At 64.6% G+C, this 18,806-nt stretch carries 16 protein-coding genes; 11 read left to right on the top strand and 5 right to left on the bottom strand.

Features of this window, described 5'->3' with window-relative positions; genetic code table 11:
* Positions 1–8: 8 nt before the first annotated feature.
* The 3 genes from zwf to FJ426_RS22495 are packed head-to-tail and all read right to left on the bottom strand — an operon-like array spanning position 9 to position 4,884.
* Positions 9–1,385: a glucose-6-phosphate dehydrogenase gene (gene zwf, locus FJ426_RS22505; protein ID WP_140513965.1), complete on the bottom strand. Its 1,377-nt coding sequence runs from the start codon at positions 1,383–1,385 to the stop codon at positions 9–11.
* 22 nt (positions 1,386–1,407) lie between these two features.
* Positions 1,408–2,424 carry a phosphogluconate dehydrogenase (NAD(+)-dependent, decarboxylating) gene (gene gnd / locus FJ426_RS22500; protein ID WP_140492606.1) on the bottom strand — a complete coding sequence of 339 codons (1,017 nt, stop codon included), beginning with the start codon at positions 2,422–2,424 and terminating at the stop codon, positions 1,408–1,410.
* A gap of 42 nt (positions 2,425–2,466) precedes the next feature.
* Positions 2,467–4,884 (bottom strand): glucan 1,4-alpha-glucosidase, encoded by a 2,418-nt coding sequence (locus FJ426_RS22495; RefSeq protein ID WP_140825526.1) that lies wholly within the window; start codon positions 4,882–4,884, stop codon positions 2,467–2,469.
* 208 nt (positions 4,885–5,092) lie between these two features.
* Between FJ426_RS22495 and FJ426_RS22490 the strand changes: the two genes are divergently transcribed.
* The 5 genes from FJ426_RS22490 to FJ426_RS22470 all read left to right on the top strand — a co-directional run bounded on the left by FJ426_RS22490 (position 5,093) and on the right by FJ426_RS22470 (position 11,764).
* Positions 5,093–6,106: an ABC transporter substrate-binding protein gene (locus FJ426_RS22490; RefSeq protein ID WP_140492600.1), complete on the top strand. Its 1,014-nt coding sequence runs from the start codon at positions 5,093–5,095 to the stop codon at positions 6,104–6,106.
* A gap of 49 nt (positions 6,107–6,155) precedes the next feature.
* Positions 6,156–7,619 (top strand): sugar ABC transporter ATP-binding protein, encoded by a 1,464-nt coding sequence (locus FJ426_RS22485; RefSeq protein WP_140559251.1) that lies wholly within the window; start codon positions 6,156–6,158, stop codon positions 7,617–7,619.
* 1 nt (position 7,620) lies between these two features.
* On the top strand, positions 7,621–8,595 hold the full coding sequence (locus FJ426_RS22480) for an ABC transporter permease (RefSeq protein ID WP_140559250.1): 975 nt from the start codon (positions 7,621–7,623) through the stop codon (positions 8,593–8,595).
* A 3-nt stretch (positions 8,596–8,598) separates the two neighbouring features.
* Positions 8,599–9,546, top strand: a complete 948-nt coding sequence (locus FJ426_RS22475) for an ABC transporter permease (RefSeq protein ID WP_140513970.1) — start codon at positions 8,599–8,601, stop codon at positions 9,544–9,546.
* Positions 9,547–9,691: 145 nt separating this feature from the next.
* Positions 9,692–11,764 carry a 3-hydroxyacyl-CoA dehydrogenase NAD-binding domain-containing protein gene (locus FJ426_RS22470; protein WP_140559249.1) on the top strand — a complete coding sequence of 691 codons (2,073 nt, stop codon included), beginning with the start codon at positions 9,692–9,694 and terminating at the stop codon, positions 11,762–11,764.
* Positions 11,765–11,791: 27 nt separating this feature from the next.
* Here the strand turns inward: FJ426_RS22470 and FJ426_RS22465 are convergent, their stop codons facing one another.
* Positions 11,792–12,598, bottom strand: coding sequence for a LuxR C-terminal-related transcriptional regulator (locus tag FJ426_RS22465; protein WP_140524652.1), 807 nt, complete (start codon positions 12,596–12,598; stop codon positions 11,792–11,794).
* Between the two features lie 119 nt (positions 12,599–12,717).
* Here FJ426_RS22465 and FJ426_RS22460 point away from each other — a divergent pair, with 119 nt between their 5' ends.
* The 6 genes from FJ426_RS22460 (at position 12,718) to FJ426_RS22435 (ending at position 18,545) form a co-directional block, all read left to right on the top strand.
* Positions 12,718–13,854 carry an ABC transporter ATP-binding protein gene (locus FJ426_RS22460; protein WP_140513973.1) on the top strand — a complete coding sequence of 379 codons (1,137 nt, stop codon included), beginning with the start codon at positions 12,718–12,720 and terminating at the stop codon, positions 13,852–13,854.
* Positions 13,835–14,998, top strand: a complete 1,164-nt coding sequence (locus FJ426_RS22455; RefSeq protein WP_140492580.1) for a spermidine/putrescine ABC transporter substrate-binding protein — start codon at positions 13,835–13,837, stop codon at positions 14,996–14,998. The genes FJ426_RS22460 and FJ426_RS22455 overlap by 20 nt, the downstream gene beginning before the upstream one ends.
* Before the next feature lie 77 nt (positions 14,999–15,075).
* Positions 15,076–15,933, top strand: a complete 858-nt coding sequence (locus FJ426_RS22450; protein WP_140554818.1) for an ABC transporter permease — start codon at positions 15,076–15,078, stop codon at positions 15,931–15,933.
* Positions 15,933–16,745 (top strand): ABC transporter permease, encoded by an 813-nt coding sequence (locus FJ426_RS22445; protein ID WP_140559248.1) that lies wholly within the window; start codon positions 15,933–15,935, stop codon positions 16,743–16,745. The genes FJ426_RS22450 and FJ426_RS22445 overlap by 1 nt, the downstream gene beginning before the upstream one ends.
* Before the next feature lie 10 nt (positions 16,746–16,755).
* Positions 16,756–17,517, top strand: a complete 762-nt coding sequence (locus FJ426_RS22440) for a glucose 1-dehydrogenase (RefSeq protein ID WP_140492572.1) — start codon at positions 16,756–16,758, stop codon at positions 17,515–17,517.
* Between the two features lie 323 nt (positions 17,518–17,840).
* Entirely contained in the window at positions 17,841–18,545 is a 705-nt protein-coding gene (locus tag FJ426_RS22435) for a hypothetical protein (RefSeq protein WP_140559247.1), read from the top strand.
* A 29-nt stretch (positions 18,546–18,574) separates the two neighbouring features.
* Here FJ426_RS22435 and FJ426_RS31480 read toward each other — a convergent pair whose 3' ends face one another.
* A complete protein-coding gene (locus FJ426_RS31480; RefSeq protein ID WP_181167598.1) occupies positions 18,575–18,769 on the bottom strand; it encodes a hypothetical protein in 195 nt (64 codons plus the stop codon).
* Positions 18,770–18,806 lie beyond the last annotated feature (37 nt).

Genomic DNA, 18,806 nt, shown 5'->3' with positions numbered 1-18,806 from the left:
CTCCCAGCCTATTTCGATGGATTGATCCAGCCGTTCGGCGGCCCGAAGCCGTTCATGGCGGCTGCCGGCCCCCAGGTCTTCGGTTCATAAAGATGCGGCGGCGTGGTGTCGCCGAGGACCGGCCCGACGATGCGCCAGGCAAGTTCGCTGGCGTCCTGGCGGGTAAAAAGCTGGCCATTGCCGTTCATGGCATCGCCGATCAGCCGTTCATAGGGCGGCATATCGCCCTTGCTGTCGTCGAGCGCCGTCAGTTCGACCTGTTCGCCGACCATGTCGTCGCCCGCTGCCTTGCGCTGGGCGCCGATCGAGATCGCCACCTGCGGGTCGATGCGGAAGCGCACATAATTGGCGTCGTTCGGCTTGATCGGGTCGAAGACATCGAGCGGCGGCCGCTTCAGCCGCACGATCACCTCCGTGGCATGCACCGGCATGTTCTTGCCGGCGCGGATGAAGAACGGCACGTCGCGCCAGCGCCAGGTGTCGACGAAGAAGCGCACCGCCGCGAAAGTTTCGACCGGCGAGTTGGGCGCCACGCCGGGCTCGGCGAGATAGCCGTCGAATTGGCCACGCACGATATCGTCCTTGGTCAAGGTGCGGATCGCGCGCAGCACCTGCACCTTCTCGTCGATCAGGTCGTCGGCGGAACGGCCGACCGGCGGTTCCATCGCCAGCAGCAGGAGGATGTTGAGAAGATGGTTCTCGATCACGTCCCTGACGCAGCCGACCTCGTCATAGAACCGGCCGCGCCCATCGATGCCGAAATCCTCGGCCATGGTGATCTGCACGCTCTCGACGAAATTGCGGTTCCAGATCGGTTCCAGGAAGGAATTGGCAAAGCGGAAATAGAGCAGGTTCTGGATCGCCTCCTTGCCGAGATAGTGATCGATACGGAAGATCGACTGTTCGTCGAACACCAGATGCAGCACCCGGTTCAGCCAGCGCGCCGATTGCAGGTCATGGCCGAAGGGCTTTTCCACCATCAGCCGCGCGCCGCGCGCCGTGCCCGATTGCTCCAGGCCCTGGACCACCGTCTCGAACATGGTCGGCGGCACCGCCATGTAGTGCAGCGGCCGCTGGGCGGTGCCCAGCGCGCTCTTCAGTTTCTCGAACGTGGCCGGGTCGCGATAGTCGCCGCTGACATAGCGCAGCAGCGAAGCGAGCTTGGCGAACACCTTCTCGTCGATCTTGCCGAGCGTATTGACGATGCCGTCGCGCGCGCGGTCCTGCAATTTCCTCAAATCCCAGGCGTCGAAGGCGACGCCGATCACCGGTTCGGTAAGCGTTCCCTTGGCGACCATGGCATAGAGGGAAGGAAATATCTTCTTGTGGGCGAGGTCGCCGGTCGCCCCGAAGAGCACCAGCGTATCGGACCGTTCCGGGCTCATGAGCGCGTCTCCCCTGCCGCCGTCACTTGCCGGCCTTCGGTTTTTCGACATGGCCGCCGAATGCATAGCGCATGGCCGACAAGAGCTTGTCGGCGAATTCGGATTCGCCTTGCGAGGAGAAGCGGTCGAAGAGGGCCGAGGACAGCACCGGCGCCGGCACGCCGGTGTCGATGGCCGCTTTCAGGGTCCAGCGGCCTTCGCCGGAATCGGACACCCGGCCGCCAAACTGGGTCAGGCCGGGATCGCTCTTCAACGCGCCGGCGGTGAGATCAAGCAGCCACGAGCCGATGACGCTGCCATGCCGCCAGACCTCGGCCACTTCGGCAAGGTCGATGTCAAACTGGTAGTATTCGGGGTTCTGCAACGGGCTGGTCTCGGCATCGGCCTCGCGCTTGACCTTGCCGGCATTGCCGGCCTTGAGAATATTCATGCCTTCGGCATAGGCGGCCATGACGCCGTACTCGATGCCGTTATGGACCATCTTGACGAAGTGGCCGGCGCCGCTCGGGCCACAATGCAGATAGCCGAAGGGCGCCGTGCCGGCCGTCTTGTCGGGAGCGGGCGCACCGGCATCCGCGCCGGGCGCCAGCGTGGCGAAGACCGAATCGAGATGCCGGACCGCGTCATCGGGCCCGCCGATCATCAGGCAGTAGCCGCGATCCAGGCCCCAGACGCCGCCGCTGGTGCCGACATCGACATAGTTGAGGCCCTTGGCGGCGAGCTTGGCGGCCCGGTCGACGTCGTCGTGATAGTAGGAATTGCCGCCGTCGATGATGATGTCGCCGGGTTCCATCAGCGCCGCCACCTGATCGACGATCTTGCCGGTGATGGCCGCAGGCAGCATCAGCCACACGCAGCGCGGCTTGGCGAGCTTGCCGACGAATTCCGCCATCGATGCAGCCCCCGAGGCGCCGTCGCCGACCAGGGCCGCGACGCTTGCCGGGTTGATGTCGTAGACGACGCATTCGTGGCCGTCACGCATCAGGCGCCGGACCATGTTGGCGCCCATTCGGCCCAGTCCCATCATTCCGATCTGCATGGTCTCATCCTTGTGTCTTGAAGAGGATCTGCCGGGAAGGATCTACAGTCTGTCCTGTTCACCAATGATGACGGAGAAGTCGACATTCTCCCAATCGCCGCTGCCGGGCCAGAAAAAAGTGAAGATCAGCGTGCTCCCCTCGGGCAGGCCGGCGACCGGCAGATCAGCAACATGGACGCCGAAGGCATTCTCGCTGGTCGCGCTGTCATGCACGGTCGCCCAATTGTCGACGCTCCAATGAACGGTTGCCTTCGCCAAAAGCTCGACGCGCATTGTCTTGCCGGCCGGCATGGAACGGATCTTGTTGTTGAAGCGCCATGTCCGGAACGGCGAGACGGTCCTATTGTCGATATAGCGTTCGACGCCTTGCGGCGGCATGTCGAACACCGCGCCGTCGCGCAGCGAGCGCAGCAGCTTGATATGTTCGGAATGCGCCCAGACCAGCGGCATGGCGCTGCCCGAGGGCTTGCCATGCAGCAGTTCGCGCTCGGGGAGGTCGGCGCCGTCCCAGATCTGCTCCGGCAACAGGCCGCCCGGTCCGGACGAGCCCTCCATTGCCGCCAGCAGCGAGGTCGCCTTGTCCTTGCGTCCGGCCGCCAGCTCGTAATGGGCCCGTTCGCCGGCGAGCAACGGCCAGGGGCGGCCCTGGCCGGTGCCGTCGAATGGCGCGCCGTCCTCGTGCTCGCCATAGCCGTCGCCGGTGTAGCGATACCAGAGCGGCCCCTGCGGCAGTTGCCGGCGCAGCTGCGCGTCGATGACCTTGACCGTGTCGACGATGCGCGGATCGTCGGCTGCCCTGAGGCCAAAGCGCACCAGGGCAAATGCGTCCGGGCTGACGATTTCCTGCGCCGGCCGGTCGGCATCGCCAGGCGGGCGGTTTTTGATCGGCACATAGCCGTCCTTCGGCGAACCGGCCTCGGCGCTGTCGGGCGGTGCGATGTGGACATAGTAACCCGCGACGCCGGTCGCCTCGCAGCCTGCCGTGCCGGTGACATAGGTCCAGCGCTCGACCTGGTCGTTCCAGCCGTCGGCGGTCTCGCGCAGATAGCTTGCTGCGTCCTGCTTGCCGCAGGCCCCCAGCATATCCGCGGCGGCAAGCAGCGCCGCGATCTCAACGGCGAGCGTGAACGGGCTGTAACCGGAATCCTCCTCCCAACGGTCCTCGCCGGTGACGGGTCCATTGCGCACGACATAGGCTGCGGCGCGCTCGATCATTGGCAGGAAGGCCAAAAGCCTGGCGCGCGGCAAATGGCCCTGGCGCCGCAGCGCATCCACCAGCAGCAGCGGAAAGGCGCATTCGTCCATCTGGATGCCCGGCCAATAAGCTGTCCCATCGAGCCAGGCGTTCTGCGGCCAGTGGCCATCCGGCTGCTGGATGGAGCAGAGATAGTCGAGGGTTTGCAGGGCCGAAGCGGCATCGCCGGCGGCGAGAAAGCCGCCCGCCGTCTCGACCAGATCGCGCGGCCAGACCAGATGGTAACCGCCGAGATCGTCGTCGCCCTTGTCGAAGCCCCATGGGATAGACAGGCTGGCGACCGCCGCGCCCGGCATGAGCGATGACCGGTGCGTCGCCAGGACGGCGGTGGAGATCCTGTAGCTGTTCACTCCGGACGCGCCACGGCGGTCCAGCCGCAGCAGGCCAGCCTGCCATTCGCGCCATTGTTCGGCGTAGGACGTCGCCGCCGCCGCGAAACCCTGCCTGAGGCTGGCGAAGGCATTTCGAGCGGCCTCTTCGGACGTCGCCCCGAAGCCCAGCGCCAGTACCGTTTTGGTGCTGTTGGCGGAAAACCCGATTTCGCCGGTCAGCGCTACATTGCCGTCCTCGGCTTGCTGAAAGGCTGGATCGAGCCGACCGGTGTTGCGCAGTTGCTGCCAGCCGTCGGAGACGCCGACATAGCCGGCCGAGCCGTTCCGCCAGGGCAGCGATGAGGCCAGCGCAAGGCAAGTGCCGCGGCCCGAGGCGAACAGCACAGGCTCTCCCTCATGGTCGCCGACCCAGGCGGTGTTGCCCATGCCGGCATTGACCAGATGCGGCGCCAGCAAGGCGTGGACGCGGTAGTCGCCCGGCGCGCCCTTGAGCGGCGTGAAGGTGATCTCCTGCAGCAAGGTGGGTCGTGCAGGGTCGGCCAGGATACGCTTCTCGATCCGGTAGGCGCCGTCATCAGCGGTGTTGACCAGCCTGTAGGCTGGCACGCCTTCTTCGAACGGTTCGATGCCATGCGAGGCATCACGTTTTTCTTCCGAGAAATATCCGTTCGGGCCGGTGACAATCAGGCCGAGGTCGCGGGTGCAGGCACTGTCGACACCGGGATAGTAGATCTCGTTCAGGATGCCATGGCTGAGCGTGAACCAGACGCGGCTCGACGGCGAAAGCGCCGCGCCGACGCCGCTTTTGGCGCTTGACGTCCAGCGCGCCGGAATTCCCGGAGCCCCCGGGGGAACGATCGGCGTCACTGCCATACGTCTGCGGCCTCCTGCCCGCATGCCTAGCCCATCCACCGAAGCCTTTTCAATCGTCGCACCGCAATGTGATCAGCGGCATCTTATGGATTGCAGTTGACAGCTCGCCGGCCTTCTGCACTTTTGTCTGACAATAGATAAAAAACAGGTACGCAAGCGCGATAGTCACCAGCAGCCATCAAGACCAGCAACTCGGGAGGAGTATGACATGAAGAAACTGTTCGTCCTGGGCACCCTTGCAGCGGTGCTCGCAGCCGGTACGGCGTTTGCCGACACCAGCGGCAAGAAGATCGCTTTCTCCAATAATTACGCCGGCAATTCGTGGCGGCAGGCGATGCTCGACAGCTACAACGCCGTCACCAAGAAGGCGGTGGCCGACAAGGTGGTCGGGGCCGCCGATGTCTTCACGACGGCCGACAAGGAAGTGCCGACCCAGGCAGCCCAGGTGCAAAACCTGATTCTACAGGGCTATGACGCCATCGTCATCAACGCCGCCTCGCCCGACGCGCTGAACGGTGCCATCAAGCAGGCCTGCGACGCCGGCATCGTGGTCGTTTCCTTCGACGGCATCGTCACCGAACCCTGCGCCTACCGCGTCGTCGTCGACTATAAGGACATGGGCAAGCAGGAAGTCGAGCATATGGCCAAGTTCCAGCCCAAGGGCGGCAACCTGCTCGAGATCCGTGGCCTCGCCGGCACCTCGATCGACGACGCCATCCATGCCGGCATCCTCGAAGGCGTGGCCGCCCATCCCGAGTTCAAGATCGTCGGCTCGGTGACCGGCGACTGGGACCAGACGACGGCGCAGAAGGCGGTGGCGACCATCCTGCCCTCGCTGCCCGAAATCGTCGGCATCGTCGACCAGGGCGGTGACGGCTATGGCGCCGCGCAAGCCTTCGCCGCCGCCGGCAAGCCGCGCCCGACCATCATCATGGGCAACCGCCAGGACGAGCTGAAATGGTGGAAGGAACAGAAGGAAAAGGACGGCTACCAGACCTGGTCGGCCTCGATCGCGCCCGGTGTCTCGACGCTCGCCTTCTGGGTGGCGCAGCAAGTGCTCGATGGCCGCAAGGACATTCCGCACGACCTGCTGGTGCCGTATCTCGCCTTCACTCAGGACGATTTCGAGGCCGCTCTGCCGAAGATCAAGGAGGGCGGTGTCGCCACGCACGAATACACACAGGAAGATGCCATCGCGGCCATCAAAGCCAATATCAAGTGAATGTCGCACACGCGTTGCCGTGCACATCGCCGACCGGATATCGTTGAGCATGCCTGAAGGGAACGCGGACATCATCAGACTGAGCGGCGCCGAAAAACACTTCGGCGCCGTTCGCGCGCTTGGCGGCGTCGACTTCACTGTCGGGCCCGGCGAGTGCGTCGGCCTCGTCGGCCACAACGGCGCCGGCAAATCGACGCTCATGCACATGGTGGCGGGCACGCTGACACCCGACAGCGGAACGATCGGCGTGCATGGTGAGGCCGAGGAGAACTACTCGGTGTCGCGGGCACAGCAGCTCGGCATACGCTGCGTGTTCCAGGAATTGTCGCTGTGCCCCAATCTCAGCGTCGCCGAGAACACGCGCATCAACCACGCCTCGCTCACCGGCTTCGGCTGGCGGCGCAAGGCGGCCGAGCTGATCACGGCCAAGCTGGACGAAATCTTTCCCGACCATGGCATTTCGGCGGCCGACATCGCCGGTGACCTTTCAATCGGACGGCGACAGATGGTGGAGGTGGCGCGCGCGTTCACGCTGACCCGCGAGCCGCTCCACCTGGTCATCCTCGACGAGCCGACGTCCTCGCTCGACGCGCACACGGCGGGGCAGTTGCTTGCCTTCGTGCGCCGCTTCGTCGCGTCGGGTGGGAGCTGCATTCTCATCTCCCACGTGCTGGGCGAAGTGCTGCAGAACGCCGATCGCATCGTCGTGATGCGCGACGGCAAGGTTGTCGGCGCCGACGCGGCGAACGCTTTCGACCGCGATAGGCTGGTCGCCACCATGGGCGGCGCCGAAGGACATCGGAGGACCGCCACCGAAATCCGGAAAGCCGAGGCCGGCCCGTTGCGCGTGCGCGCCCGGCCGGCGCGGCAGCAGGACGGCAAGGAGCTGGTGGCCCGCGCCGGCGAGATCATCGGACTTGCCGGCCTGGCCGGCCATGGCCAGACCGACCTGCTGCTGGCGATCTTCGCCGCGGCATCGCGCGCCAAGGCCGGCGTCGAGGTCACCGCACCGGTGGCGCTTGTGGCCGGCGACCGCCAGGCGGACGGCATCTTTCCGCAGTGGTCGATCGCTGAAAATATCGGCATCCGCTCGCTGGCTCGGCTGCGCAACGGGCTGCTGATCTCGCCGCGGCGAGAGGCCGAACTGGCCGGGTTCTGGCAAAAGAAGATCGGCATCCGCACGCCGGATATGAACAACAACATCTTTTCGCTGTCGGGCGGCAACCAGCAGAAGGCTTTGTTCGCCCGGGCTCTCGGCTCCGACGCCGGGATCGTGCTGATGGACGACCCGATGCGCGGCGTCGACATCGGCACCAAGCTCGAGGTTTACGATCTCGTGCGCGAGGAGGCCGGCAAGGGCCGCACCTTCCTCTGGTACACCACGGAAACGGAAGAACTCGACAATTGCGACCATGTCTATGTCTTCAAGAACGGCCGCATCGTCGCCAATCTGACGCGCGACGAGCTGACGGAAGAAAAGATCATCCAGTCCTCCTTCGGCGACGCGGCCTGAGATGACGGCCGTCTCTGTTCAAAACGGTTCGAAGACCTTTGGGAGCGGGGCGGCACGCGCCCGCCTACTGCGTGGGCTGCTGCCGGCGCTGTCGCTGGTGCTGGTGCTGCTCGCCATCGCCTGGCTCAATCCGCGCGCCATCAGCTATTTCGGCTTCGGCCTGATGCTCAACCTGGCGATCCCGATCGCGCTGGCGACGATCGCGCAGATGTTCGTCATATCGGGCAACGAGCTCGACCTGTCGATCGGCACCTTTGTCGGTTTCGTCGGTTGCGTCACCGCGACGTGGTTGAAGGACGCACCGCTCATCGGCGTCCTCGTCCTGCTCGGATCGATCGGTGTCTATGCGCTGCTCGGCGCGCTGATCCATCTGCGCAATTTGCCATCGATCGTGGTGACGCTGGGCATGAGTTTCGTCTGGCAGGGGCTGGCCATCCTGGTGCTGCCCAAGCCCGGCGGCAAGGCGCCGGACTGGCTGCTGGCGATCATGGCGTTCAAGCCGCCCTTTGTGCCCTTCCCGATCATCGCGGCGCTGCTGATTGGCCTCATCGTCCATTTCGGCCTGATGCGCACCTCCTATGGCGTGATTCTGCGCGGCTCGGGCGGCAACCCGGCTGCGCTCAAACGCGCCGGCTGGTCGCTGCTCAAGACCAAGGTCGTGTTGTTCGCGCTGACGGGTCTGTTCGGCGTGCTGTCCGGCATGGCGCTGATCGGCATCACCACTTCGGCCGATGCCAATATCGGCAATGGCTATACGCTGCTTTCGATCGCCGGCGTCATCCTCGGCGGCGGTGAATTCGTCGGCGGCCGCGTGTCGCCGATCGGAGCGGTAATCGGCGCGCTGACGCTGGCGCTGGCGGCATCGCCGCTGCTTACCTTCATGCACATCCCGCCCGACTGGCAGGTGGCGGCCAACGGCGCCATCCTGATCATCGTGCTGGCGGCGCGGGTGCTGATCAGCCGCAAGGAGAGGTGAGCGATGATATTGCTGAGGTCGCTGACCGCCAAGCCCTGGATCTGGTCGTTCGTCGGCGCGCTTGTGGTGTGGCTGGCGACCATCGCTTTCACCGGCGGCTATGGCGCCGGCGGCATGGTCACCGCCGCGCTGTCGCTGGCCGTGTTCACCGTCATCGTCGGCGTCGGCCAGATGTTCGTCATCACGCTTGGGCCGGGCAATGTCGACCTGTCGCTGCCGGCCAATATCGGGCTCGCCAGCGCGGTGGCCATGAAGGTGATGGGCGGCAGCGATGCCATGATCGTGGTCGGGCTGCTGGCCGCGCTTGCCTGTGGTGCCGCGATCGGTGCCGTCAACTATCTGCTGATCTGGGCGCTGCGAATACCGCCGATCATCGCCACTTTGTCGGCGAGCTTCATCATCCAGTCGGTCGACATCAGCTATGGGCGCGGATTGCAGATCAAGCCGCCGCCGGGCTTTGCCGATTTCGCCAACCGGCAGGTTCTCGGCATTCCGGTGCTGGCGGTTCTCACCGTGCTGTTTACCATCGGTGCGGCCATCGCCTTGCAGCGCATGATCTATGGCCGCTCGGTGCTGGCGATAGGCCAGAACATCCGCGCCGCCTGGCTCGCCGGCGTCAATGTCGGCCGCGTCCGTTTCCTCACCTACACGCTGTCGGGCGCGCTCGGCGGCATCGACGGCGCGCTGCTCGCCGGTTATTTCCGCGGCGCCAATGTCGATATCGGCAACGAGTATTTGCTGGCTTCGATCGCCGTGGTGGTCATCGGCGGCACCTCGGTGGCCGGCGGCAAGGCCAATGTCCCCGGCGTCTGGGGCGCAGCACTGTTCCTGGTGCTGCTTTTGACCATGCTCAACACATTCGGCTTCAGCGCCGGCGTGCGCCTGCTTTTGACCGGGCTGATCATCGTCGGCGTCATCACGGCGGCAGGCGGGGAGAAGGCGGTGCGGTGATATTCGCTTCTCTTCAACCGCAACTCGCCAGCGTGCCGTCTTACAGCCTGTCCTGACAAGTCCTGTGCCAGTGCGGCACGCGGTTCCCATTCGCGGCGCAGCCTAGTAAACCCTCCGGATCGCAGCCGGTGTCGGGAGGGTCAACTTGTCCAATTTTGTCAGCGTCGCCAGGGACAGCGACGTCGCCATCGTCACCATCGACAACCCGCCGGTCAACGCGCTGAGCTTTCATGTCCGCGAACCACTGATGCACGCGCTGGCTGCCTTGCGTGACGACGCATCGGTCGGAGCCATCGTCGTCGCATGCGCGGGCCGGACCTTCGTCGCCGGCGCCGACATCACCGAATTCGGCAAGCCCGTGCAGCAGCCCGAGCTGCGTGTCATCATTGGGACGCTGGAAACCATCGCCAAACCTACGGTCGCCGCCATCCACGGCACCGCGCTGGGCGGCGGGCTGGAGCTGGCGCTCGGCTGTCACTTCCGCGTTGCCGATGCCGACGCCAGGCTCGGCCTGCCCGAGGTGAAGCTTGGACTGCTGCCGGGCGGCGGCGGCACGGTGCGGCTGCCGCGCCTCGTCGGCGCGATCAAAGCGCTCAGGATGATCGTTTCCGGTGCGCTGGTCGGTGCTGATGAGGCGCATGAAGCCGGACTGGTCGATGCTGTGTTCGAGAGTAACGTGATCACGCATGCCGTGAACTTCGCCAGGGAGATCGCTCGCAAGGGCGGGCCGTTCACGCCGGTGCGCGATCGCGATGACGAGATCAAGAAAACCGAGCTGGCCGCTTTCGATGCCGAGGCGGCGGATCTCGCCAGGAAAGCGCGCGGCCTCGACGCGCCGATCGCTTGCGCGCAAGCGGTGCGCAATACCGTCACGATGTCGTTCGAGGAAGCTCTGGCTGCCGAACGCGCGCTGTTCATGAAGCTGGTCGCCAGCGATCAGTCGCGGGCGCAGCGGCATCTGTTCTTCGCCGAGCGTGAAGCGGCAAAGGTCCCGGGCAAGGATCTTGTCCGGCGCAGGATCGCCCGCGTCGGCGTCGTCGGCGCCGGCACGATGGGCGGCGGCATCGCCATGGCCTTCGTCAATGGCGGTTTTCCAGTCACCTTATTGGAGACCAGCCAGGAAGCCTTGCAGCGCGGGCTCGGCATGATCGACAAGAACTATGCCGTCTCGGTCTCGCGTGGCTCCTTGACCGAAGACGCCAAGCGCCAACGCCTCGCTCAATTCAAGGGCTCCACCGACTATTCCGACCTCGCCGATTGCGACCTGATCATCGAGGCGGTGTTCGAGGACATGGCGGTCAAGAAAGAGGTGTTCGGCAAGCTCGATGCCATGGCCAAGCCGGGAGCGATACTCGCCACCAACACCTCCTATCTCGACATCGACGAAATCGCCGCCTCGATCTCGCGCCCGCAAGACGTGCTCGGCCTGCACTTCTTCTCGCCGGCCAACGTCATGAAGCTGTTGGAGATCGTGCGCGCCGACAAGACCGCGCCCGACGCGCTGGCAACCGTAGTCGACTTGGCGCGGCGGATCGGCAAGGTGGCCGTCGTCGTCGGCGTCTGCCACGGCTTCGTCGGCAACCGCATGCTGGCCGCGCGCGGCTCCGAATCGGAAGCCTTGCTGCTGGAAGGCGCGACGCCCAGCCAGATCGACAAGGCCTTCACCGATTTCGGCTGGCCGATGGGGCCCTTCCAGATGAGCGATCTCGCCGGCCTCGACATTAGCTGGCGCAACCGCAAGGCGCGAGGCCAGACGGCCGTGATCGCCGACACGTTGTGCGAACAGGGGCGTTTCGGCCAGAAAACCGGTCGAGGTTATTATCTTTACGAGAACGGGTCACGTATGCCGGTCCCGGACCCGCAGATCGATGCGCTGATCCGCGGTAAGGCAGCCGAGAAGGGCATCGCGTCGCGCGAAATCAGCGCGGAAGAAATCATCGAGCGCACGCTCTATCCCATGGTCAACGAGGGGGCCAAGATTCTGGAAGAAGGGATAGCCGCCCGCGCCTCCGACATCGATGTCATCTGGGTCAACGGCTATGGCTTTCCCATCGGCAAGGGCGGTCCGATGTTCTGGGCCGGCCTCGAAGGCGCGCCCAGGATCGTCGAGCGGCTCGAATATTGGCACCAGCGGACGGGCAAGGATGTTTTCAAGCCGGCGCGGCTGCTGAAACGGATGGCCGAGACCGGCTCCTGGGAGGCTGGCGCAAGACCTTGATCGAAAGGCGGTTGAAGGCCGTCGGAATTATCTTATCCGCGCGTCGATGATTTCGACAAAGCGGGCAAAAAGGCCGGCCTGCGATTTGATCTTGAGCTTGCGATAGATGTTGCGGCGATGGACCTTCACCGTCCCCGGCACGATGCGCATGGCCCGGGCGATTGATTCGGTGGAATGCCCTTGCAGCACTAGATCGACGACATGCTTTTCGCGCGGCGTCAGGGACAGGCTCTTCCAGATATGGGCGCGATCGAACTCGTTGACCGCCGCCAATGCATCGTCTTGCCTGGCCTCGGCCGGCTCGTCGGCGGGAAGGGCGGGCCAGCGCAATCGGGCGAAGGCGACCACCGCCGGCGCCATGTCGCGCAGCAGTCTGGCGTCGGCGGTCCCGAACGGACCTGAAGCGCGCAGCCGCATCAGCGACAGCACCAGCGCATCCTTGCCCGGCAGCGGAACGAAGAAGCCGACCTCCTCGGCCAGCCTGGTCTGGCTGTAGTAGGAGCGAAAATATTCGCTGGCGTAGAAGCGGTCGGGCGCCAGCTCGCGCATGCGCCAGAACCCTTCCTTGCGCTCGACCGCCGCATGGTGGAACGGATCCAGCAGGTATGGGCCTTCCTGGTAAAGCGCAACGAAGACATGGCTCTCGGCCGACGAGAAGGTCTCGAACAGCAGCGGCGGGCGTGCAGCGCCGCGATAGCCGAAGACCACGCAGTGGTCGAAGCCGACATGCTGCCGCAGCCAAGCGACCATCGCCTTGCCGAAGACGTCGCCGCTCGTCTCCCGCGTCGCCGCGACCAGCGCGGCGAGCTGGCTGTAGTCGTCGCTGCGGGACATCCAATACCCCCTTAAACAAGAAAATAGGTCAGATATACCACCTGCGAGGTATATACTAGCTGCCATTGGCTCTGGTAGCGTCCCGAAATCGCATCGTCCTGTCGCTGGAGCCCGCAGCCTTGACCGCAGTGCCCGACATCGAGTTTCGCGGCGTCACCAAGCGCTATGGCGCGGTGACCGCGGTCAGCGGCATCGATCTGGCCGTGCCGCCCTCCGCCTTCGTCGCCCTGCTCGGACCATCCGGCTGCGGCAAGACGACCTGCCTGCGCATGATCGGCGGCTTCGAACAGCCGAGCGAGGGCAAGGTGCTCATCCGCGGCCAGGACATGGCCGACACGCCGCCCTACAGGCGGCCTGTCAACATGGTGTTCCAGCAATATGCACTGTTCCCGCATTTGGACGTGAACGACAATGTCGCCTACGGGTTGCGCCAGGCACGACCGCGGCTGTCGTCGCGCGAGATCGGCCTGCGGGCAGGCAAAGCGCTGGAAATGGTGCGGCTCGCCGGTTATGGCGGCCGCAAGGTCCACGAACTGTCCGGCGGCCAGCAGCAGCGTGTCGCTCTCGCCCGCGCGCTGGTCAACAAACCGGCGGTGCTGCTGCTCGACGAGCCGCTGGCGGCGCTCGACAAGAAGCTGCGCACCGACATGCAGATCGAATTGCAGAACCTGCAACGCGAGATCGGCATCACCTTCGTGCTGGTCACCCACGACCAGGAGGAAGCGCTGTCGATGAGCGATTTCGTCTGCGTCATGAATGGCGGCCGCATCGTTCAGCTTGGGCAGCCGAGCGAGATTTATGACGAACCGGCCGACCTGTTCGTCGCCGATTTCGTCGGCAAGACCAATCTCTTGAGCGGCGCCGTCGCAGGGCATTCGGGCGATCTGGTGGATGTGAAGCTGGCCGATGGCACCGTCATCGCGGCGCGCAAGCGGGTGGATTTGCGGCAGGGCGAAACCGTTTCGGTCAGCCTGCGTCCTGAATCGCTCAGTCTCGGTGGCCCGACTAGCGGCCCGCTCAAGGGCATCGTCCGCAACCGGATCTTTCTGGGCTCCACGGCGGAATACGCAGTCGAGGTCCAGGGCATCGGAACGCTGCTGGCCAAGGCCGACCACATGATCGGCCAGGGCAATCTCTTCAAGCCGGGTGAACCCGTCGCCATCGGCTTTGCCGCCGGAACGCCGTTGGCGTTCGCGGATCCAAAGAACAACGGGACCAACCAGAGGGTAGAAAAACATGTCGAAATCATATCGTGACGGACTGCCGATAAGCCCCGAGAATTTCGTCGACCAGCTAATGCGCCTCAAGCGCGGCTCGATCGGCCGCCGCGACTTCCTTGGCCTCACCGGCCTCGGCATCGCGACGGCGGTGATGGCGCGCGAGATCGGCATCATGCCGACGCCGGCCTTTGCCGCCGAGAACCTCGGCGACCGCATGTCGATTGCCACCTGGCCCAACTATCACGACCCGCAGACCTTCGAGAATTTCAAGAAGGACACAGGCGTGGCCGTCGAGGTCAACGTGTTCGGCTCGAATGAGGAGATGCTGGCCAAATTGCAGGCCGGGGCGTCGGGCTGGAGCCTGTTCGTGCCGACCAATTACACCATCTCGACCTACAAGAAGCTCGGCATCATCGAGCCGTTGGACATGGCCAAGCTGCCGAATTTCGACGGCACGCAGGAAGACCCGCGCTTCACCTCGGAAGGCACGATCGACGGCACGATCTACGCCGTGCCGAAGAATTGGGGCACGACAGGATTTGCCGTCAACACCAAGAAGCTGACCAAGCCGATGACGAGCTGGAAGGAATTCTGGGACACCGCCATGACCGAGGGCGACGGCCGCACTATGGTGCACGACTATCAGCTGACCACCATCGGCAATGCGCTGAAATATTACGGCTACTCCTTCAACTCGCTGAAGCAGGACGAACTCGCCAAGGCCGAGGAATTGCTGCTCAAGGTCAAGCCGCATCTGTTCGCGGTGTCTTCCGACTACCAGCCGGGCATGCGCGCGGGCGATGCCTGGATGACGATGTGCTGGACCAATGACGGTGCGCAGCTTCATCGCGACATTCCGGAGATTGCCTATGTGCTGGGCAAGGAAGGCGGCGAGATCTGGACCGACTTCTACGCCATCCCGAAGGACGCGCCGAACAAGCCGGCCGGCTACGCCCTGCTCAACTATCTGATGAACCCGCAGGTCGCGGTCAAGGAGCACCTCGCCAACGGCGCGCCTTCCACCGACGCCCGCGTCAACAAGCTGCTGCCGAAGGAGGTGCTGGACAATCCGATCCTCTATCCGGCGGCCGACCTGTTGACGCCGCTGGAATTCGGCGCTGCTGCAACGCTGACCGATCCGGGCCGCGCCGAGCTGATGGCGCGCTTCAAGTCGGCTTGAGCTAGGCGGGCAACAAATCCCATTCGAGACAACTTGACCGGCGGGCCCAGACCCGCCGGCACCGGGGCAATCCTTCGATGCGCGGCATTCGCAAAAATCTGCTGACGGCCATGCTGCTCGGGCCGGCGGCCGCGTGGCTCGTCGTGTTCCTGGTGCTGCCGTTCATGGCCATCGCCGTCTTCAGCGTCGGCGAGCGGGCGCCGGAGGGCGGCTATCGGGCGGCCTTCACGCTGGCGCAATATGCCAATCTTCCGGCGCGGGCGACCGCGTTCTGGAACACGATGGTGCTGGCTCCGGTGGGCGCGCTCGCCTGTCTGCTCGTGGCCTATCCCGTCGCCTATTACCTCGCCCTGCGGGCGCCGCAGCGCTGGCGGTTGATCCTGCTCGCGCTGGTCGTCATACCGTTCTGGACCAGCCTTTTGATGCGTACCTATGCCTGGATGTACATTTTGGGCGGACGCGGCATCCCGGCGCTGCTCGCGCTTGCCGGCATCGAGGATGTCAGGCTGATCAACACGCCGGGCGCCGTCCTGCTCGGCATCGTCTACGGCTATCTGCCGCTGATGATCCTGCCGATCTATGTCAGCCTCGAGCGGCTCGATCGCCTCCTGCTGGAGGCCTCCGCCGATCTCGGCGCGACGCCGCTCTCCACTTTCTTGGGCGTGACCTTGAAACTGTCGCTGCCCGGCGTGATGACCGGCTTCTCGCTGGTGATGATCCTGCTGCTCGGCGAATACCTGATCCCGACGCTGCTTGGCGGCGGCAAGGTGTTCTTCATCGGCAATGCGCTGGTCGACCTGTTCCTGCAGTCGCGCAACTGGCCGTTCGGATCGGCCATCGCAATCACGCTGGTGCTGGTTTCGGTTGTGGTGCTGATTGCCGCCAACCGCATCTCGACCCGCGTCTCGGGCGCCCGCCGGGTGGATTTGATCTGATGCGCGCCTTCGTCATTGCCGTCTTCACCTTCCTCTACCTGCCGATCGCACTGGTCGTGCTGTTCTCCTTCAACGCCGGTCATCATGCCAGCGAGTTCACCGGTTTTTCGGTGCAATGGTACGGCAAGGCGCTGGCGAACCCGTTCCTGGTCGAGGCGCTGAAGAACAGCCTGTTCATCGCCACCACCAGCGCCTTGCTTGCGGCGGTGTTCGGCACCGCGGCCGCGCTCGGCCTGGCACGCGTCGGGGTGCGGACCCGCGCCGTCTTCGACGCCTTGCTTGGAGCCGCAATCGTCGTTCCCGGCGTCGTCATCGGCATTTCGACACTGGTCGCACTCGTCCAGCTGTTCGCCGTCATCAACCCGTTCCTCGCCTCGATCTGGCCGGACGATCAGCCGCCGCGCCTGTCGCTCGGCTATGGTTCGATCATCGCCGCGCACGGCCTGTTTTCGATGGCGCTGGTGACGATGATCGTCGGCACGCGGCTGGGCAGCCTTGATCGCAACTTGGTCGAGGCATCCAGCGATCTCTACGCCACGCCGCTGACGACGTTCCGTTCCATCGTCCTGCCGCAGATCATGCCGGCGGTGGTCGCCGGCTTCCTGCTCGCATTCACCTTCTCCTTCGACGATTTCATCGTCGCCTTCTTCGTCGCCGGCGCGCAGACGACGCTGCCAATCTATGTCTTTGCGTCGATCCGGCGCGGGGTGACGCCGGAGATCAATGCCATCGCGACGATCGTGCTCGTCGCGTCCGTCCTGCTCGTGGTGCTTGCCCAATGGCAGCTGCGCCAGCGCAAGCTGTCAAACTGAAGGTCGCATCATGATCCTCGAAGACCGCATCGCCGTGGTGACAGGCGCCGGTTCCGGCATCGGGCGCGCCGGCGCCATGATCATGGCCAGGGAAGGCGCGGTGGTCGTCATCGCGGACAGGGATCGGACCAGCGGCGAGGCGACGGCTTCAGATATACGCGCCGCGGGCGGCCGGGCGGAGGCGGTCGCCACCGACGTCTCGGACGACAACGCGGTCGAGCAGCTCCTTGCCGGTACGCTCGACCGGCATGGGCGCATCGACATCCTGCACAATCACGCCGGCATCCAGGTCGGCGGCACGCTGACCGAGGTCGAGACCGGCGGCATGGACGCTTCCTGGCGGGTCAATGTGCGGGCGCAGTTCCTGGCGGCAAGGATCGTCATGCCATCGATGGTCGCACAGGGCGGCGGCGTCATCCTTAATACGGCTTCGAATTCAGGCGTGTTCTACGACCGCGAGATGATCGCCTATGCGACCTCGAAACATGCCGTGGTGGCGATGACCAGGCAGATGTCGCTCGACTATGCCCGCCACAATGTGCGCGTCAACGCGCTCTGCCCCGGCTGGGTCGACACGCCGTTCAATGGACCGTTCATCGCCCAGATGGGCGGACGCGAGGCAATCGAAGCCTATGTCCGCACCAAGATCCCGATGGGGCGCTGGGCCAGCGCCGAGGAGATCGCCGAGGCGATCCTCTTCCTCGTGTCCGATCGGTCATCCTTCATGACCGGCCAGGCGTTGGTGATCGACGGTGGCGAAAGCATCGGCTGAATCAGCCGTCTGGGCCTTCGGCCGATTGGTGAAAAGCGCCGTGGCCTGCGCGTTCTGGGCCAGAGCCGCGTCGCCGGCCGGCAGCGCCGAAATCAACTCTGACCGACAGTTCGGACCATGGTCCGACCGGCATGGGACTTCAGTACCGCAGCCGTTCAAAGACATAGGTTTCCTTTGAACATCAACAAGTTACTGTGCCGACAGGTTGCCCAGCTCTCTTATTGAGACAGTCTTTGTCCAAAGTTTACTGCGCATAATTAGCGGCTTCTCATACGAACTTACCATAGCAGCGGGCGCAGGGCGGCGTTTCCCGAGGAGACATCATGACAAACCGGAAAACTGTTTTCGCGGCGTTAGCCGCACTGGCGCTTCTGGCTTCTCCGGCGCTCGCCGAAGCCGGCGGCAACGGGCATAGCAATGGTGGTGGTCACAGCGGCGGCAACGGCAATGGCAATGGTGGCGCCCACGGCAACAGCGGCGCTGCGCACGGCAAGTCCTCGTCGGCCCGGGGGCAGGTAGCCAAGGCGACAACGGACACAATGACCACGGTCGATAAGAAGACAAAGGTCTCGTCCCTGCCCAAGGAAAAGAACCTCCACGCCAAGCTCGGCCGGCTGAACTCGCTCCAGCGCAACGTCAACGCCTATATGAATTCCAAGAGCAGGAAATTCGCTGCGCTTCAGGCCTTCGTGACGCAGTCGGCAAAAGCCAAGGTCGCACAAACTCAGCTGGATGCCCTGAATTCACAGCTGGACGCACTGACATCGCTGACGCCGGACCAGATCGCCGCCATGACCCCCGAGGAGCAGGCGGCCCTGCCTGGACAGATATCGGCTCTGCAGGACCAGATCGCCGCCCAGCAGGAAGTGGTCGACGCGGCGGCGGTCGGTACCGACCCGGCCACGCTCGATGCGGCGTTGACCGATATGGCCAACAAGCCCGTCGACGCCGAGGTCACCGCTTGGGCCCAAGGCGTCCTTGCCGGCAAGATCGACGAGACGGCCGCTGCCATGCAACCGACGCCGTAGCATCGCCAGCGACAACGGGGCAGCCGGCCTCACACGCGTTTGCGGCCAATCGCTTCGTGGCCGATGCCTTGTCCGATCACCTTAAGCTGCGGCGGCTGCCGGCATCTATGCCGGTGGTCGCCAATGTCTTTCGGCTGCGGCAATCGCTGCGCGAACATCTGAAAGCACTCGACCAGCTCGAAAGCCGGCAGTATTAGGTTACTGCCGATCTGCTTCGCGTCCATCTGCGGCTCTCGCAAACTGCGACCGCAAGCGGCCGGC

This window comes from Mesorhizobium sp. B2-6-4 (assembly GCF_006441495.1).
Lineage (GTDB): Bacteria > Pseudomonadota > Alphaproteobacteria > Rhizobiales > Rhizobiaceae > Mesorhizobium.
The sequence above is the reverse complement of the archived record's forward strand: the minus strand, read 5'-3'. Positions and strand labels throughout refer to the sequence as shown.

What these genes read in the sequence shown, in the direction of transcription:
- FJ426_RS22465 (WP_140524652.1), bottom strand. Translation starts at nt 12,598, where the DNA reads ATGTCCCGCAGCGACGACTACAGCCAGCTCGCCGCGCTGGTCGCGGCG.
- FJ426_RS22455 (WP_140492580.1), top strand. Translation starts at nt 13,835, where the DNA reads ATGTCGAAATCATATCGTGACGGACTGCCGATAAGCCCCGAGAATTTC.
- FJ426_RS22435 (WP_140559247.1), top strand. Translation starts at nt 17,841, where the DNA reads ATGACAAACCGGAAAACTGTTTTCGCGGCGTTAGCCGCACTGGCGCTT.
- FJ426_RS22445 (WP_140559248.1), top strand. Translation starts at nt 15,933, where the DNA reads ATGCGCGCCTTCGTCATTGCCGTCTTCACCTTCCTCTACCTGCCGATC.
- FJ426_RS22440 (WP_140492572.1), top strand. Translation starts at nt 16,756, where the DNA reads ATGATCCTCGAAGACCGCATCGCCGTGGTGACAGGCGCCGGTTCCGGC.
- FJ426_RS31480 (WP_181167598.1), bottom strand. Translation starts at nt 18,769, where the DNA reads ATGGACGCGAAGCAGATCGGCAGTAACCTAATACTGCCGGCTTTCGAG.
- FJ426_RS22495 (WP_140825526.1), bottom strand. Translation starts at nt 4,884, where the DNA reads ATGGCAGTGACGCCGATCGTTCCCCCGGGGGCTCCGGGAATTCCGGCG.
- FJ426_RS22480 (WP_140559250.1), top strand. Translation starts at nt 7,621, where the DNA reads ATGACGGCCGTCTCTGTTCAAAACGGTTCGAAGACCTTTGGGAGCGGG.
- zwf (WP_140513965.1), bottom strand. Translation starts at nt 1,385, where the DNA reads ATGAGCCCGGAACGGTCCGATACGCTGGTGCTCTTCGGGGCGACCGGC.
- FJ426_RS22475 (WP_140513970.1), top strand. Translation starts at nt 8,599, where the DNA reads ATGATATTGCTGAGGTCGCTGACCGCCAAGCCCTGGATCTGGTCGTTC.
- FJ426_RS22490 (WP_140492600.1), top strand. Translation starts at nt 5,093, where the DNA reads ATGAAGAAACTGTTCGTCCTGGGCACCCTTGCAGCGGTGCTCGCAGCC.
- gnd (WP_140492606.1), bottom strand. Translation starts at nt 2,424, where the DNA reads ATGCAGATCGGAATGATGGGACTGGGCCGAATGGGCGCCAACATGGTC.
- FJ426_RS22485 (WP_140559251.1), top strand. Translation starts at nt 6,156, where the DNA reads ATGCCTGAAGGGAACGCGGACATCATCAGACTGAGCGGCGCCGAAAAA.
- FJ426_RS22450 (WP_140554818.1), top strand. Translation starts at nt 15,076, where the DNA reads ATGCGCGGCATTCGCAAAAATCTGCTGACGGCCATGCTGCTCGGGCCG.